Source organism: Microbulbifer celer (assembly GCF_020991125.1).
GTDB classification, from domain to species: domain Bacteria; phylum Pseudomonadota; class Gammaproteobacteria; order Pseudomonadales; family Cellvibrionaceae; genus Microbulbifer; species Microbulbifer celer.
Genome location: NZ_CP087715.1, coordinates 4,208,176 through 4,224,060, shown reverse-complemented (window position 1 = coordinate 4,224,060; position 15,885 = coordinate 4,208,176). Strand labels below are relative to the sequence as shown.

The window sequence follows — 15,885 nt, the reverse complement described above, 5'->3', positions numbered from 1 at the left end:
GCAAATTATTGACCTTAAGACACTAAAGGTCAATATCAGGCCCAATTTCATGCAGCAGTCATGATGACTTGCCGCCGATCTAAACCTCTGACGGTTGCTCCGAAGATTTTTCCCGTACCCTTCTGACCTGCAGTACCACCAGCGCAATCACGGTCAATGCCAGCGGCGGGAAGGACACCCACAACACGGTATTCCAGCCGTACACATTCAGAATACCGCCGGATGCAAAGGACCCCAGAGCCATCAGGCCGAATACGATAAAGTCGTTGACGGATTGCACCCGTGTTTTCTCCGCTTCGGTGTGACATTGCAGCACCAATGCGGAGGCACCGAGGAAGCCGAAATTCCATCCCAGCCCCAGCAGGATCAAGGACCACCAGAAGTGTGCCACCCCCGTACCACCGAGACCCACCGCGGCGGAGATACCGATCAGCAGCAGCCCCAGAATCATGATGCGCTCGGCGCTGAAGCGGGCGATGAGTTTACCGGTGAAGAAACTGGGGGCGAACATCGCAATCACATGCCATTGCAGACCGAGATTGGACGATGCCTGCGAGTGACCGTGCATATGCATGGCGAGCGGTGCCGCGGTCATCAGAAAATTCATCAGGGTATAGGAAATGGCGCCGCAGGTGGCCGCGGCGATAAAGCGCGGTTGCCTCAGGATAACGCCGAGTGGGCGCCCGCCGCGCTTCTGTTCGACTGTGGGTTTTGGCAACTGCACACCGAACAGGATGACAGCGGATAATGCTGCGACCACGGCCTGTGCCAGGAAAGTGGCAATGAATATCGGCTGTGGCAGCAGATCCATGGTCCAGGTCACCAGCTGCGGCCCCACCACCCCGGCGGCGACACCGCCCGCCATGACCATCGAGAGCGCCTGCGCCTTGCGCGCTGGCGCCACCGCATCGGCGGCAGCAAACCGGAACGACAGCACTACTGCAGCGTAAGCACCCCCAAAGAAGGTGGACACGCAGAATATCCAGAACCCTGCCACACCGCCCAGCATCGTCGCATACATGGCCAGCAATCCCGCCAGCACACCGGCACCCGCACCGGTCAGAAATGTCGCGCGACGACCATAGCGGCCGGCAATTGCCCCCATCGGCAGGATGCATAGCGCCATGCCCACCACAAAGATTGTCAACGGCAGCGTGGCCAGTATCGGGGTCGGCGCCAGTTGATTGCCGACAATGGCACCGGTGGCATACACCACCACGGAGTTCGCGCCCGCCAGCGCCTGGGCAATGGCGAGCCGCCAGATATTCGCGCGCTGCCGGCGCTCATCGGGACCCGACAGGGGGGCGTCGATCGCGGGGTTATTGGATTCCATTCGCTCCCACTCAATTCAAAAAAGTCAGAAGTAAACCAGAAGGCCGTGGTGATTGGCGGTCGCTCCAGTGCGATCAGTAGTGCTCGTGCAACACGTCCGCAAGCTTCTCCCGGGGCAGGGTCAGTTCCACATCGCCCATAGCATAGGGGCCGAGGGTATACACACCGTAGAGCAACACCAGGCCATTATCTGTCAGCCTGAAATCATCTGTGCGGGCGAAAGGCCAGTTTTCGCGGAAATCTGCATCCGCATTCTGGGCGTCCAGCCACTTTTCGTGCTGTTGCTGCGCAAGTGACCAGAACTTTTGATCCGCGCCCGGTTTAATCAGGTCTGCCAGGACAACCTGAGATGCCTTCGCCAGATCCCAGTTCAACCAGTGGGTCACCGGCATCCCGTGGGCGCCGCCGCTGTACAGGTAACTGTTGATCGCCACGGTGAGCAGGTTGCCACGACGGCCGAGGGATTTGGCCTCGCCGATAAGTTCCCACGGCGCAGATGACATACCCGCAACCTTGCCTGCTTCGGCAATAAATGCCTTGGCGACCTGCTCGATGCTGTCGTCGCTACCGGCCGCCGCCGACTCGCCATTACCCTGTAGTTGCTCGCGCAGTTGCTGTTCCACCGCGCCATTCAATGCCGGGCGATCAGCGAATACTTCTCGCTTGATGGATACGGTGCTGCATTTATCCTTCGCAACACAGTTCGGCGCACGCCATTCCCGGGCTTCGATCTCTGACGATAACGGGGCTTCGCTGGAGGCACCCGGCCTGTCACAGCCATTCAAGGTCAGCAGGCCGAGAAAAGCCATACCGGACGCCAGTCGAGCCACACAATGACGCTTCTTACACCATCTGTTCATTACACACGTCCTGTTCACTAAAAGCCGAGGATTCTCACCACCCAGAATACCGTGCAAACGCGCCCTCCTCCAGACGCCCCACCTGTCGTGGAGCACTTGTCGTCGTGGTAAGCTGGCGGGTTAACGTCAAATCCCCTTGCGTACCGTCAACGCCGCCTGGAGTTCAGTTTGATCACCTTTACCCTCAACGATATCCACAGAATGGCCAATGAGCGCTCTTTTGCCCGCGGGCAGGACTATTTCGAGCGCGGACGGGTACTGCAGGCGTATTACGACGAAGAGCAGAATACCTACTTCGGACGGGTGAAGGGCTCCGCCCGACACACCTACCGTGTGGAGCTGGATGTAGACGGTGGCAGGTTGGTAGGGCTCTGCTCCTGCCCGGTCTCCCTCAACTGCAAACATGCCGTGGCCACGGCCCTGCAGTTACACCACGAAGCGCACGATGGGAAAAGCCCGGACCTGCGGCTCGTACGACAGCAAGTGGCTCAAGCCGCAACCGCGCTATCCGACTGGCAACAGTGGCTGGCGGACCTGCCGGCGGCCCCGCGCCAGGAGCCGGAAGTATTGGAATACGGCCGCCACTATCTGCTGTATTTTCTCGAGCCGGATACACGGGTTTCTCCCGCACACCCGCGGCTGACCGTCAGAAAGGGCTACCTGAAAAAAGACGGCAGCTGGAGTCAGCTGCGCTATTACCAGCCGGAGTCTGCCTATCTCGGCTGGAACCGCCCCAGTCATATGCTGGATGAGGATGTCAGTATTCTGGAGTTGCTCCCCCGTATCGGCCCAATGGGGAAACTGGAGTTGCGCGGCGAATCCGGTCAGCGTGCACTGGTACACCTGCTGAACTGTGGGCGTTTCTATTTTGAAGACAGCATTATCAAAAAAGGCCCGGCCAGAAACCTGAACTGGCAATGGGAGAAACAAGAAAGTGGCCAGCACCAGTTGACCCCGGAGCTGGAGGGCGTGGGGTCAACTGACGACTGGCTGCCAATTCCCGTCACACCACCGTGCTACCTGGATATGGAATCCGCCACCATCGGCGATATTCTCACCCCGGTGCCCAGCAATCAGCTTACACACCTGTGCGCCATGCCGCCGGTATCCGAAAAAGAGCTGTCGCAAATGGCCATTCAGGTACGCCAACTGATCCCGAAAGAGCAACTCCCGTTGCCGGTAGAGCCGGCCTTGACCCGGGTAAACGAATTTGCCCCGCAGCTGACGCTGATGACGCTGGAAGTGGGCAACTACCGGCTGCCGGCACTCAAGCTCAGTTTCAATTATGCCGGCTTCCCGCTTCCGGCGCCCTACAGTCACGAATTTACCGGTATTGAAGACAACCGCGAGCGCGATGGCCACCACTACCTGATTACCCGCGACCTGGACGCCGAACACGCCTGTTGTGACGAGATTTATGACTTGGGTTTCTACCTCGTCATGGACGAGCTGGGTGGCCAAGAGGAAATCTGGCTACTGGAAAGTAAAGGCCCGGCGGAGATTCCCGAAGCCTGGAATCATTTCCTGCAAGAGACACTGCCGGAACTGGAAAAAAGTGGCTGGCAGATAGAAACCGACCCCAGCTATCACTTCAAAACCAAACAGGCGCAGTTTGCCGTCACCGTCGCCGATGCCAAAAACCACTGGTTTGAACTCGGCGTCGACCTCACCCTTGCCGACGGCAGCAAGTTACCCACTGCCACCCTGCTGGAGCACTGGCTGGAAGCCGGCACGCCGGACGAACTCACCCTGAGCGTGGACGGCGACTGGGTACAGGTCGACACCAGCCCATTGCAGAGCATCCGCACGATCCTCGCGGACCTGTTGAGTGAGAAAAAGCTCGACAAGCCCATGCTGATGCCCGCCTTCCAGGCCGCACAACTGGCAGATATCCCCGACCTCGATCAGCGCAAGGCACCGCTTACCCGCAAACTGATGCAGCGCCTGCAGGACTTTTCCGGGCTGGAAAATATTCCCGCGCCCGAAGGGCTCAACGCCGAACTGCGCGGCTACCAACAGGAGGGTCTCAACTGGCTGGTGTTCCTGCAGCGCTATGGCTTCGGTGGCATTCTCGCGGACGATATGGGCCTGGGTAAAACCCTGCAGACCCTCGCCCTGATACAACATATGAAACAAAGCGGCACACTCAAAAAGCCCGCTTTGGTCGTAGCGCCCACCAGCCTCACCGGCAACTGGTTACACGAGGCCGCGCAGTTTACGCCAGATCTGAAGACCACCCTGGTGCACGGGCCAAACCGGGATCCTGCATTCCGACAGATAGCCAAAAGCGATCTGGTGATCACCACCTATCCGTTGCTGGTACGCGACAAAGCCCGCTACGAAAAACGCAAATTCAGTCTGGTAGTATTGGATGAGGCACAGGCGATCAAGAACCCCACCACCAAAGTGGCCGAGTGTGTACGCCTGTTGAAAAGCGAATTCCGCCTGTGCCTGACCGGCACCCCGCTGGAAAATCACCTGGGAGAACTGTGGTCGCTGATGGACTTTGCCCTCCCCGGCCTGCTGGGCGGGCGTAAGACTTTCAACCGGCTGTACCGCAACCCGATTGAAAATGACGGCGATGTAGAACGTCAACAGGAACTGGCACGCAAGGTCAGCCCGTTCATGTTGCGCCGCACCAAGACCGAAGTGGTCACCGAACTACCACCCAAAACCGAAACCATCCAGCATGTGGAACTGGGAAACAAGCAGCGTGCGCTGTACGAGAGCGTGCGCGTAAGTATGGAGAAACGTATCCGCGAACTGGTGGCGAGCCAGGGCATGGCGAAAAGCCATATCGAATTTCTCGATGCACTGCTGAAGCTGCGACAGGCCTGTATCGATCCGCGACTGGTCAAACTGGATAAAGCCGCCGGCATTCAGGAAAGCGCGAAAATGGAATGGCTGGCGGAAACCCTGCCGCAACTGTTGGAAGAAGGCCGGAATATCCTGATCTTCTCCCAGTTCACCCAGGTTCTGAAACTGATCGAACAGCAGCTCACTGCACAGAAAATCAAATTCACCAAACTCACCGGACAAACGCGCAAAAGACAGCAGGCGATCGACAAATTCCAGAACGGCGAAGTGCCGGTCTTTCTGATCAGCCTCAAAGCCGGCGGCGCCGGCCTCAATCTCACCGCTGCGGATGTGGTCATCCACATGGACCCCTGGTGGAACCCGGCGGTGGAAAACCAGGCCACCGACCGCGCCTACCGCATCGGCCAGGACAAGCCAGTATTCGTATACAAGCTGGTGGCGGAAGACACGGTGGAAGAGCGCATCAATGAAATGCAGCAACAGAAGCAGGCGTTGGCAGACTCCCTGTTTGATGCCACCCGGTCGAGCAAACTGCCGGGCAGCAGTGAGGATTTGCTGGCCTTGTTGTCGTGATTGCAGTTATCCACAACCCTGGTTCACGCTGATAGAGCCTTTATCTTTCAGCTGTATTCCGGGTAACGATTCCCGTCGTATTCGACGATGGTGATACCGTCCTTGTCCACATGCGCCGGCCACTTTAGAGGCTGGCATTCAGGAGACACGGAGAGGTCTGGACACTGTTGCTTGACCTCGTCAATCGCTTGCTGGAGTTCCGCGGAGGGAGTGAAGTGCATACTTGCGATGACATTGTCGATCAGCTCCAGTAGGGGCTTGGGGCTGATTTTGGAGTCACGTTCCTCCAGCGGACCGGTGCAGTACTGAGTATAGGAAAAGGAAAATACGACTATGCGCTCTGCCGAAATGGGAAAGAACAGCAGCCGATAGTTACCTCCACCGTGGTAGCTGGTTTGCCGCACGTCGAATACCACAGCGGGAACCGACATATCTTCTATTGAGCGCCAATTCAGTGGACCGCGCTGGAAAGGGGTTCCGTTGCTCTCATCGGCAACGTGCCCTGATTCGGCGGTAATGTAGCCGAGCACAGCGCTTTCGAAGGCCCTGGGGTGTAGAAAATTCATGGACTTTCCGGAGTCCTTTGGGTGGATGATCACCCCTCGGCATTGGACTCTGCCCGTACGGCCGATGAACCAGGGACCAAAGAAATCCCAGGTCCTCGAGAAGAGCGGTGATTCCTCCCAGCTCTCACTGGGCATATGCCCGCATGTACGATCGAAAAAATCGTCGGAATGCGGATAGGAGATAGGCCCTCTCTTGACGTTTGCACGGTTGGGCGCCGGTGCATGCCCAGGCGCACGGAATTCGAGCCGGCTGCCGAGCAGATTGATCCGGCGCTTCCAGGCAAAACGGAACGAGGGACCGGCGGGAATGCAGTAGTCCCGGCGAGGCTTCAGCTTCAGAGAAGGGTACTTGATAAAATTGCGCATCAGAATTTGTTCTTAAGCCGGTTATGGAGCCTGGGAGCAAAACCCTCCAGGGCAGTATTGGCGGTTTTCGCAAACAGCACGCCCTTGCCGGCAACAGCGGCAGCGGCCCCCAGAGCGGTAAGAAAGGCGCCGGCGGCGGCCGGGGCGGTCATACTCAGGCCGGTCGTGGCCGCCAGGGTACCGGCGAAGGAACCGAAGCCCTGCAGGCTTTTACCGTGAGCCACCAGATCCGCGCTGGCCTTGCGGAGCTTGTAGTCCACTTCGCGTTCGTTCCTCACACGATTCGCTATGACGGCAAGTTGTCCGCGATTACCCACAATATTTAGAGCGTTGGCTTTACTGAACTTGCGATCCAGTGTCAACTCCACCGCCTGGGCAGCCTTGATAACCTGGCTTGGGGGAGTGGTGGGCTCGTACAGAAAAACCTTGTGCTTCTGCAACTTGATGTTCTGATCGGCGAGCATCCTGAGGGCCTGGGTCAGCACCGCCGAGCCACCGTACTCCGCGATCCAACTCACCCCCTGGATATCGCGAGCCTGGTACATGCTTCTGGCCAGCAACTGGGCGGAATCGTGTAGTTTTTCCATCTGCAGTGGGCGTATGGCCTCGCGATAGTTGCGCAGGCCTCCGATGCGCTTCTCGCCCGGCGTATAGTGCATATCGAAGCCATCTGCGTTTACTACCGCCCCTCCACCGGTGAAGGGGCTGGCGGCCAGTCCCTGTGAGGCCGACTCTGCCGCATCATCAGGGCCATCATAGCCGCTGTCGCTAATGGCCACCGAGCGGTTTCTCTCGCTGCTGACGGTTTGTTTCTTTTGCGGGCTAGTTTTCCAGTCGTCACCACGCTTTTCGGCCCTGAACAATCCCGGTTTCTGAGCTTGCTTTATTAACTCCCCATACTGCAGATCCGCCTCAAAGCACAAGACCCTGAAAGCATCACTGGAGAGTTTTTCCGCAGTCACCTTACAACCCGGAAATATCGCCACAAACTCCTCAGTACCGTCCCGGTGCACGGCGTCGGGTTTGACAAAAATATTATTCTGATGCAACCGCCCTGCGGCCAGCTGGCGGATACCGTTGACAGTGATCTGGGCCCAGTGATTACCGCGGCGGGCGAGCTTAACCAGCTCGTGGTAGACGGGTTCGGCCTGAGGGGTAATGGTGACGGGCTTGCCCGAGTTTTGCCCGGCAACATACAATTCGCGTTTAAAACTCTTTGTATTGGTAAATATTCACACTCTTCCCTGATAAAAATCCCTACAAAACAGGGGCGAATTCTACTGTGCCTACAACGCAACATCCAGACAGTGCGTGACTGCAATCATGACTGGTACGGTCGTTCCATCTCGATATTTAATCAGAGAAAATACTCTGATCGAGCCTGCTCATCGTGATGTTCATTCACAACCCGGACGAACGCCCAGCTGCATCATTACGCCGAGTAAAACCCAGATTTCCTTATGCTCACCACAGCGCAAGTTACATCCGCAGTAATCTAAATTATTTCAATAAAGCGCAGTCAACTGAAAAACAAGCAGCCAGCAATATCCTTTCTGATCAAAGCGCGCCAGCCCTTATTCCGAAAGCTTTCGCTGGAAAATCAACATAAAGCGCTCGGCCACGACCTCATGGAACCGGATCCGAATTCTCCAGATTGCGGGATTGCGCTTTCAGGGCACCCAGTACGATTGATGTTATCAGCGAGGTTACAATTTTCTCTGCACACATACCTGATCACCGTAATAGTTGTCGGCGTAGTTACACTTAAAGCTACTCACGGGCTCCTGCCCCAATTTTTGTCGCGATTCCTGACATCTTTCGGTTTCCGTTTTGCGATTCTGCATGACTGTTCTCCCTGACCCCCGCTGAGCCCATTGTTGGTTGCGTGGATAAAGTGTTGGTTACGGGATTAACGATAAGCCTGCACCCGCCATTACTGAAATCAAATATTCCTTTCGTCTTAATACCCTGTAGCTATCAACACTACCTGACCGATAGATATAATCGTTACGCACGATCGCTTTCACCCCAAATCCACTGCCTGAAGCTCTGGTAATCCCCACAAGACTGAGGCAGACTAAGCACAAAATGAAAACGTTTACATTTTCTGTCGAACCCAAACCCGGCTCACCACTACCGGCCAAAAATCGATGGAAAAACAGCGCGAACGATGGGGAAACCGATGACAACCATGAACAAACTCAATCAGCTACGCGAAATGACCGCCGTGGTGGCGGATACCGGCGATATCAACGCCATCCGTCAGTTCACCCCGCTGGACGCCACCACCAATCCCTCCCTGCTGTTGAAAGCCGCGCAGCAGGCGGAATACCAGCCGTTGATCGACGAGGCCATTGCCTGGGCCGCGCAGCAGGGTGGCAGCAGCAGTGAGCAGACCGCGCTGTGTGTGGACCGTATCGCCACAAAGATCGGCAACGAGATTCTGCAGATTGTTCCCGGCCGTATCTCCACCGAGGTGGACGCGCGCCTGTCCTTCGATACCAACGCCACCCTGGAGCGGGCACGTCGCATTATGGAACTGTACGCCCAGATGGGCGTGGGCCCTGAGCGGGTGCTGATCAAGGTTGCCTCTACCTGGGAAGGTATCAAGGCCGCCGAAATCCTTGAGCGTGAAGGCGTCCACTGTAACCTGACCCTGCTGTTCAGCTTCGCCCAGGCCCGCGCTTGCGCCGATGCCGGCGTTACCCTGATCTCGCCGTTCGTAGGTCGGATTCTGGACTGGTATCTGCACAACACCGACGCTACCAACTTCACCAAAGAAGAAGATCCGGGTGTGCAGTCCGTACGCCGGATCTATCAGTTTTACAAAGAGCACGGTTACGAAACCACGGTGATGGGCGCGAGCTTCCGCAATACCGGACAGATTGAAGCCCTGGCCGGCTGCGACAGCCTCACCATCAGCCCCAACCTGCTGGCAGAACTGGCGGCGGATGAAGGCGACCTGCCCCGCGTACTCGAGCCCGGTGCGAACGCCAGCAAGACCACCGCCGCGATCAGCGAAGGCGAGTTCCGCTTCCAGCACAACGACGACGCCATGGCCCACGAAAAACTGGGCGAAGGCATCCGCAAATTTGTGGTGGACCAGATTGCCCTTGAAGACCAGCTCAAGGCCCGTTCACAGCAGGGGGAACCCGCGTGATGAGCACTGAGAACAATGTATTCCTCGGTATCGATGCCGGTACCCAGAGCCTGAAACTTCTGGCCTACGACGCCGGGCAGAAAGAAATCCTGCACGTCTGTGCCGCACCACTGGAGCTGATCAGTCGCGACGACGGCAGCCGTGAGCAGATTGCCGAGTGGTGGCTCGACGCCCTGCGCCAGTGCATGAGCGAGCTACCTGCCGAGATCAAAGCGCGGGTGCGCGGTATCGGCGTGTCCGGCCAGCAACACGGTTTTGTGCCGCTGAATAAAGCCGGCGAAGTGATCGCACCCGTCAAACTGTGGTGCGATACCAGCACTATCGCCGAGTGCGAGGAAATCACTCTGCGGTTCGGCGGTGTTGAACGCTGTATCGACGCCGTGGGCAACCCGATCCTGCCCGGCTATACCGCCCCGAAAGTGCTGTGGCTGAAAAAGCACAAGCCGGAAGCCTACGCCGAACTCGCGCATATTCTGCTACCCCACGACTATCTGAATTTCCATCTCACAGGAAAAATCTTCACCGAATACGGTGACGCCTCCGGTACCGGCTACCTGAATATCCTGCGCCGGGAATATGACCGCGACATGCTCGCGGCCATCGATCCGGATCTCGACCTGCTACCGCTGTTACCGCCCCTGCTGGAAGCCGACGCTACCGTGCCATTGGGCGAGCAAGCGCGACAGGCGTTCGACCTGCCCGCGGGGGTCAAAGTCTCCACCGGCGGTGGCGACAATATGATGGCCGCGTTCGGTACCGGCTCCACCAAACCCGGTGTGTTGACGCTGAGCCTCGGCACTTCCGGAACCGTGTTTGCCCACAGTGACAAGCCGGCCATTGATCCCCACGGCGATCTGGCCGCGTTCTGCTCCTCCTCCGGCGGCTGGCTGCCGCTGCTGTGCACCATGAACTGCACCGTGGCCACGGAGCTCACGCGCCAGTCCCTGGGCAAGTCCATTTCCGAGTGCGAACAGCTGCTGGAGGCATCCACAGCCGGCGCCAATGGTCTGATCAACCTGCCATTTTACAACGGCGAACGTATTCCCAATTTGCCCCACGCCCGCGCCAGCCTGCACGGCATGACCGACACCAACATGACACCGGCGAACCTGTATCGCGCGGCCATGGAGGGAGCGACCTATACCCTGCGCCGCGGACTCGATGCGTTCGATCGCGCGGGGCAGCAGTTCACCGCCATCCGTCTCACCGGCGGCGGCGCGAAGAGTCCGCACTGGCGACAGATGATAGCGGACGTCTTCAACCTGCCGGTAGAGATCCCCGCACAGCAGGAAGGCGCGGCCTTTGGTGCCGCAATGCAGGCACTATGGGCCTGCGAGGGTCAGGCAGACGACCTGCCGGCGCTGATCGGCGAACACCTGGCGGTCGACGAAACCATGGGCTGTGTTCCCATTGCGGAGAACGTCGCTACTTACGCAACCCTGTATCAACAGTTCCAGGATCTGCTTGGAAAGCAGTATCCGGAAATCCAATGAGTTTTTGTGACTTCTAACTAAAAGTCACTTACTAGAAGCCACTGACTAAAAACCACGGAAATTAAATTCCAAGCCATACAGAATACTCTGGAGAGAAAAATGAGCAGAAATCTTTTCGTCGGCGATAAAGAATTCTTCCCCGAAATTGGCCAGATCAAATTTGAAGGCCGCGACTCCGACAACCCGCTGGCGTTCAAATACTACGACGCCAACAAGGTGATCGGTGGCAAGACCATGGAAGAGCACCTGCGCTTTGCGGTGTGCTACTGGCACACCTTCTGTGGCAAGGGCTCCGATCCGTTTGGCGGCGACACCCAGGTTTTCGCCTGGGACGACGCCCCCAATGCCATGGCGGCAGCGCAACAGCGCATGGACGCGGTGTTCGAATTCGCCACCAAGCTGGGGGTGCCGTATTACTGCTTCCACGATGTGGACATGTCCCCGGAAGGCAACTCTGTTACCGAGACTGAAAGCAACCTGGCAAAAATGGTCGAACTGGCCGCAGAGCGCCAGAAAGCCACCGGCATGAAACTGCTGTGGGGCACCGCCAACATGTTCAGCAATCCGCGCTACATGAACGGCGCGGCTACCAACCCGGACTTCAGCGTGGTGGCTTATGCCGCATCCCAGGTAAAAGCCGCGCTGGACGCAACCGTCGCTCTGGGTGGCGAAAACTATGTATTCTGGGGCGGTCGCGAAGGCTATATCTGCCTGCAGAACGCCAACACCAAGCTAGAGCAGGAAAACCTCGCACGCTTCCTCACCATGGCGCGGGACTACGGCCGCTCCATCGGCTTCAAGGGCGACTTCCTGATCGAACCCAAGCCCATGGAACCCACCAAGCACCAGTACGACTTTGACGCCCAGACCGTGATCGGCTTCCTGCGCCACCACGGCCTGGACCAGGACTTCAAACTCAATATCGAAGCCAACCACGCCACCCTGGCCGGCCACACCTTCGCCCACGAGCTGCAGATGTGCGCCAACGCCGGCATGCTCGGCTCCATCGACGCCAACCGCGGCGACTACCAGAACGGCTGGGACACCGATCAGTTCCCCACCGATCTGTACGACGCGGTGCACGGCATGATGGTGGTACTGGATAACGGCGGCTTCAAGAACGGCGGTCTCAACTTCGACGCCAAGGTGCGTCGCGAATCCGTAGACATGGAAGATATTTTCCTCGGCCATATCGGCGGCATGGACACCTTTGCCCGCGGCCTGGAAATCGCCAACCGAATTCTCACCGAGTCCCCTTACCAGAGCTGGAAAACACAGCGTTACGCCAGCTTCAGCGAGGGCAACGGCAAGGCCTTTACCGAAGGTAAACTGAGCCTGGCAGACCTGCGCAATTTGGCTGCAGAAAGTGGCGAACCGCGTATGACCAGCGGCAAGCAGGAGCTGTATGAGAACCTGATCAATCAGTATATTTGATTGATATTTCCTTAACTTATCTCAGATGACTCTCTTTTCGGGCCTGCTCTTGCAGGCCCTTTTTTATGCCCCCAGAAATTGGGCCGGATACCAATTTTCTTGCGGAGCAGATAACATTCACGCTTCTGCCACTCCCGCCATCAGCAAGCGCGGAGACGGGAATCCCCCTGAAGAACGAGGCTACTCACGTTGTCGATCAAGAAAGTTGCCCGGATTGCCGGCGTATCCACCGCGACCGTATCCCGCTACCTGAACAGCCCGGAGCAGGTCAAGGAAAACACCCGCAGCAAGGTGCAGTCCGCCATCGACGAGGTGGGCTATGCCCCCAATGCGCTTGCGCGTAACTTCCGTCGTGGCAAAACCAGCCTGGTGGTGGTGGTTTTGCCACAGGTGGGCGACCCCTTCCTGGACAATGTCATGCGCGGTATCTGGCGGGTGGCGGATGAACAGGGTTACAGCATCCTGATCCGCGATACCCAATCCAACTCCCACGACTTCGACGAGTTCACCGAGATGGTGTTCTCCAAGCAGGCCGACGGCATTCTGCTGCTGGCGAGTATCTCGCCGTTCTCGGAGCCGGAAGCCAAACGCAGCAGAGAAAAGGCACACCCACCGCTGGTACTGGGGCTGGAGAGCGTCACCACGGAGCTGAACCATTTCCCCAGTGTACGGGTAGACAATGTGGCCGCCGCCGCAGACGGCACTCAGTACCTGATCCAGCTCGGCCACGAACGCATTGGCTTTATTGCCGGCAAACCGGACTCCCTGCTGACCCACGACCGCGAGAAGGGCTATCGCAAAGCCATGCGCAAGGCAAAGCTGAAGGTGGAAAACGGCTGGGTGGTGGAAGGAGAACAGACCATCGACGGCGCCCGCCGCGCCACGCGCCGCCTGCTGGCACATAAGCAGCGCCCCACCGCGATCTTCTGTGCCAATGACGAAATGGCGCTCGGCACCGTGCACGAGATCAAGAATGCCGGCTTGCGGGTTCCGGAAGATATCTCGGTGGTAGGCTTTGACGATATCCGCTACGCCGAAGTGATGGATCCACCGCTGACCACCATCGCGCAGCCCGCGGAAGAAATCGGCGAGCGCACCATGCGTCGGCTGGTGCAGGCCATTGATGGCGGCGCGCTAGACAAGGATACCGACACCAGCCCAGAAATAGTCCCGCACAAGCTGATCGTGCGGAAATCGACTGGCAATGCCCCCCGGTGAGAACCGCCGACTGATCGCACTGGGTTGATACCCGCCCGCAGCTGCTATCTTGAATCCAGTAACTTCAGCAACGGATTCAAGTAACCGCTATGAAATCGAGGCCTCTCAAGGTGCTGGGTATCTCCGGCAGCCTGCGCAAAGACTCCTTCAACACCGCCGCTCTGCACACTGCCGCTGAAATCGCCGCTGATCTCACCGAAATTCGTGTCAACTTCACCTTCGCCGATCTCTCCCAGATCCCCCTCTACGACCAGGACCTGCGGGACAAATTGATACCGGATGCGGTGGCAGCCCTCAGCCAGCAAATCCTGGACGCAGACGCCATTCTGTTCGCCACGCCGGAGTACAACTACTCGGTCTCAGGGGTGTTGAAGAACGCCATCGACTGGCTGTCGCGGCTGGACCCGCAACCATTTGCGGACAAGCCGGTGGCGGTGATGAGTGCCAGTATGAGCGCCTTTGGCGGCGCCCGCGCCCAGTACGATCTGCGGCGGATTCTGATCTACCTGGACGTTCACTTTGTGAATAAACCGGAAGTGATGATCGCGTTTGCGCACAAGAAGTTTGACGACGACGGCAAGCTCGCAGATACCGACACGCGCAAGTTTATCGGCGACCTGATCACCGCCCTGGATCGCTGGAGCCGACGCCTCAACCGCTGAGTGGATTGCACCCATTTCACAAAGCCGGACAAAGACAAATAACGGGCGTGAAAGTTCAGTCAATCGGTTGTTTTTTACACTACAGTTAAACAAGCATCACTTTGGTGCAAACATTAACCCGCAGCAAGCGCCCCAAAAAGGCGAGAGATAAGGCAGAGGTTTCCGGTCATGAAAACGCAGTTACCGGCACAGCAACCATCCACCACTGGCAATCCACTCCTGTTCGGCAGCGCCCCGGTTGTGGAAGATGGAGAAAAGCAGGAACAACCACAACAGCGAGAGAGCGTGGATGTACTGCCCCCGGAAGAGCTGGAACGCTGTTTCGTATTTGGTTACAACTAGTCTGCTAATGACTAATGAAGGGCGATCGATTGGACCGCTCTTCCAGCTGCTTCTGCGCCCGATCAATTACCTGCCCGCCTAGGCAGCTGTGGCGTAGACCCCGGCGGCCTTCTCTCTGCGCTTCCACCACTTTTCGTGGAAGTAGAAGGCCACGGTATTACAGGCCGGCTCCACCAGCGCCAGCGCGCTGCCCACCCAGAAGTCGCCGGTCATCACAAAACCTACAGTGAAGGCCACCAGCATGTGGACTACGGCAAAGCTACAGGTCTTCTTCATGGCAAAAACATCCTCACGACTCCCGCCCGCAATCTGATCAAATATTAATCATCGGACTTGAATATGCCCATTATTGAGAATGATTCCCATTTTTAAAACTCAATAGCATTTACCCCTTCAATAAAAATGACCTATAAGTCAAACCTGAGCTAAAGCGACAGACTTTCATCCGAGACCGCCGGCTGACTCCCAGAGCGGCCTACCCCAGCAACAGGTCTCCGGCTATGGGATGGTATTCGCTCGCCGCCTCGATCAGTGCATTGGCAGTGAGCGATTCGACACCATAGACCTCCACCCGCTTACCTTTATCCACACGTAACTTATCCACAAGGATTGCAAAATCCCCGTCACCGGAGACCAGCACCACAACATCCGCCTCTGGTGCGTACTCCAGTGCATCAATGGTGATCCCAACATCCCAGTCGCCTTTTGCCGAGCCATCGGAGCGCTGAATGAAAGGCTTCAACTTCACCTCAAAGCCGATCGCCCGCAGAATGCTCTGGAACTCCTTCTGCTTCCGGTCTCCGCGGTCCACCGCATAAGCAATGGCTTTTACCACCTGCCGGCCAGACGTGGCCTGCGACCAGAACTTGTTGTAATCAAAGTTCCGGCTGAATGCCTGCCGGGTCGTGTAATAGACATTCTGGACATCTACCAGTAAAAGGACATTTGTAATGGTTCACCATCCCGGGGTTAGAGCGTTTGAGTGCAGCACTCAATTGTACCGGATCAATAACGGCGTACGAATCTAACGAGAGCGGCCTACTTCTTCGTTATAGCCGGATT

Annotated in this window: 13 protein-coding genes; 7 read left to right on the top strand and 6 right to left on the bottom strand. The window is 57.5% G+C overall.

The window, feature by feature from the left end:
- Positions 1-79: 79 nt before the first annotated feature.
- Positions 80-1,333, bottom strand: a complete 1,254-nt coding sequence (locus tag LPW13_RS17600; RefSeq protein ID WP_230437300.1) for an MFS transporter — start codon at positions 1,331-1,333, stop codon at positions 80-82.
- A gap of 73 nt (positions 1,334-1,406) precedes the next feature.
- On the bottom strand, positions 1,407-2,192 hold the full coding sequence (locus LPW13_RS17595) for a DUF3298 and DUF4163 domain-containing protein (RefSeq protein WP_230437299.1): 786 nt from the start codon (positions 2,190-2,192) through the stop codon (positions 1,407-1,409).
- Positions 2,193-2,360: 168 nt separating this feature from the next.
- Here LPW13_RS17595 and LPW13_RS17590 point away from each other — a divergent pair, with 168 nt between their 5' ends.
- Complete coding sequence (locus tag LPW13_RS17590) at positions 2,361-5,582, top strand: DEAD/DEAH box helicase (protein ID WP_230437298.1); 3,222 nt, start codon at positions 2,361-2,363, stop codon at positions 5,580-5,582.
- Positions 5,583-5,629: 47 nt separating this feature from the next.
- Here LPW13_RS17590 and LPW13_RS17585 read toward each other — a convergent pair whose 3' ends face one another.
- Together LPW13_RS17585 and LPW13_RS17580 are read right to left on the bottom strand one after the other, a co-directional pair.
- Positions 5,630-6,148, bottom strand: coding sequence for a hypothetical protein (locus tag LPW13_RS17585; RefSeq protein WP_230437297.1), 519 nt, complete (start codon positions 6,146-6,148; stop codon positions 5,630-5,632).
- A 365-nt stretch (positions 6,149-6,513) separates the two neighbouring features.
- Positions 6,514-7,713 carry a hypothetical protein gene (locus LPW13_RS17580; RefSeq protein ID WP_230437296.1) on the bottom strand — a complete coding sequence of 400 codons (1,200 nt, stop codon included), beginning with the start codon at positions 7,711-7,713 and terminating at the stop codon, positions 6,514-6,516.
- Between the two features lie 992 nt (positions 7,714-8,705).
- Here LPW13_RS17580 and tal point away from each other — a divergent pair.
- The 6 genes from tal (at position 8,706) to LPW13_RS17550 (ending at position 14,823) form a co-directional block, all read left to right on the top strand.
- Positions 8,706-9,674 (top strand): transaldolase, encoded by a 969-nt coding sequence (tal, locus tag LPW13_RS17575; protein WP_230439222.1) that lies wholly within the window; start codon positions 8,706-8,708, stop codon positions 9,672-9,674.
- The gene (xylB, locus tag LPW13_RS17570; protein ID WP_230437295.1) at positions 9,674-11,167 is read left to right on the top strand and encodes a xylulokinase; all 1,494 of its coding nucleotides are present in this window, start codon (positions 9,674-9,676) and stop codon (positions 11,165-11,167) included. The genes tal and xylB overlap by 1 nt, the downstream gene beginning before the upstream one ends.
- Positions 11,168-11,266: 99 nt before the next feature.
- Complete coding sequence (gene xylA / locus LPW13_RS17565) at positions 11,267-12,601, top strand: xylose isomerase (RefSeq protein WP_230437294.1); 1,335 nt, start codon at positions 11,267-11,269, stop codon at positions 12,599-12,601.
- A 189-nt stretch (positions 12,602-12,790) separates the two neighbouring features.
- A complete protein-coding gene (locus LPW13_RS17560; RefSeq protein WP_230437293.1) occupies positions 12,791-13,819 on the top strand; it encodes a LacI family DNA-binding transcriptional regulator in 1,029 nt (342 codons plus the stop codon).
- Positions 13,820-13,908: 89 nt separating this feature from the next.
- Positions 13,909-14,481 carry an NADPH-dependent FMN reductase gene (locus tag LPW13_RS17555; RefSeq protein ID WP_230437292.1) on the top strand — a complete coding sequence of 191 codons (573 nt, stop codon included), beginning with the start codon at positions 13,909-13,911 and terminating at the stop codon, positions 14,479-14,481.
- A gap of 168 nt (positions 14,482-14,649) precedes the next feature.
- Positions 14,650-14,823 carry a hypothetical protein gene (locus tag LPW13_RS17550; protein WP_230437291.1) on the top strand — a complete coding sequence of 58 codons (174 nt, stop codon included), beginning with the start codon at positions 14,650-14,652 and terminating at the stop codon, positions 14,821-14,823.
- 78 nt (positions 14,824-14,901) lie between these two features.
- Here LPW13_RS17550 and LPW13_RS17545 read toward each other — a convergent pair whose 3' ends face one another.
- Together LPW13_RS17545 and LPW13_RS17540 are read right to left on the bottom strand one after the other, a co-directional pair.
- Complete coding sequence (locus tag LPW13_RS17545) at positions 14,902-15,099, bottom strand: DUF2061 domain-containing protein (RefSeq protein ID WP_230437290.1); 198 nt, start codon at positions 15,097-15,099, stop codon at positions 14,902-14,904.
- Positions 15,100-15,298: 199 nt separating this feature from the next.
- Positions 15,299-15,757: a LabA-like NYN domain-containing protein gene (locus LPW13_RS17540; protein ID WP_230439221.1), complete on the bottom strand. Its 459-nt coding sequence runs from the start codon at positions 15,755-15,757 to the stop codon at positions 15,299-15,301.
- Positions 15,758-15,885 lie beyond the last annotated feature (128 nt).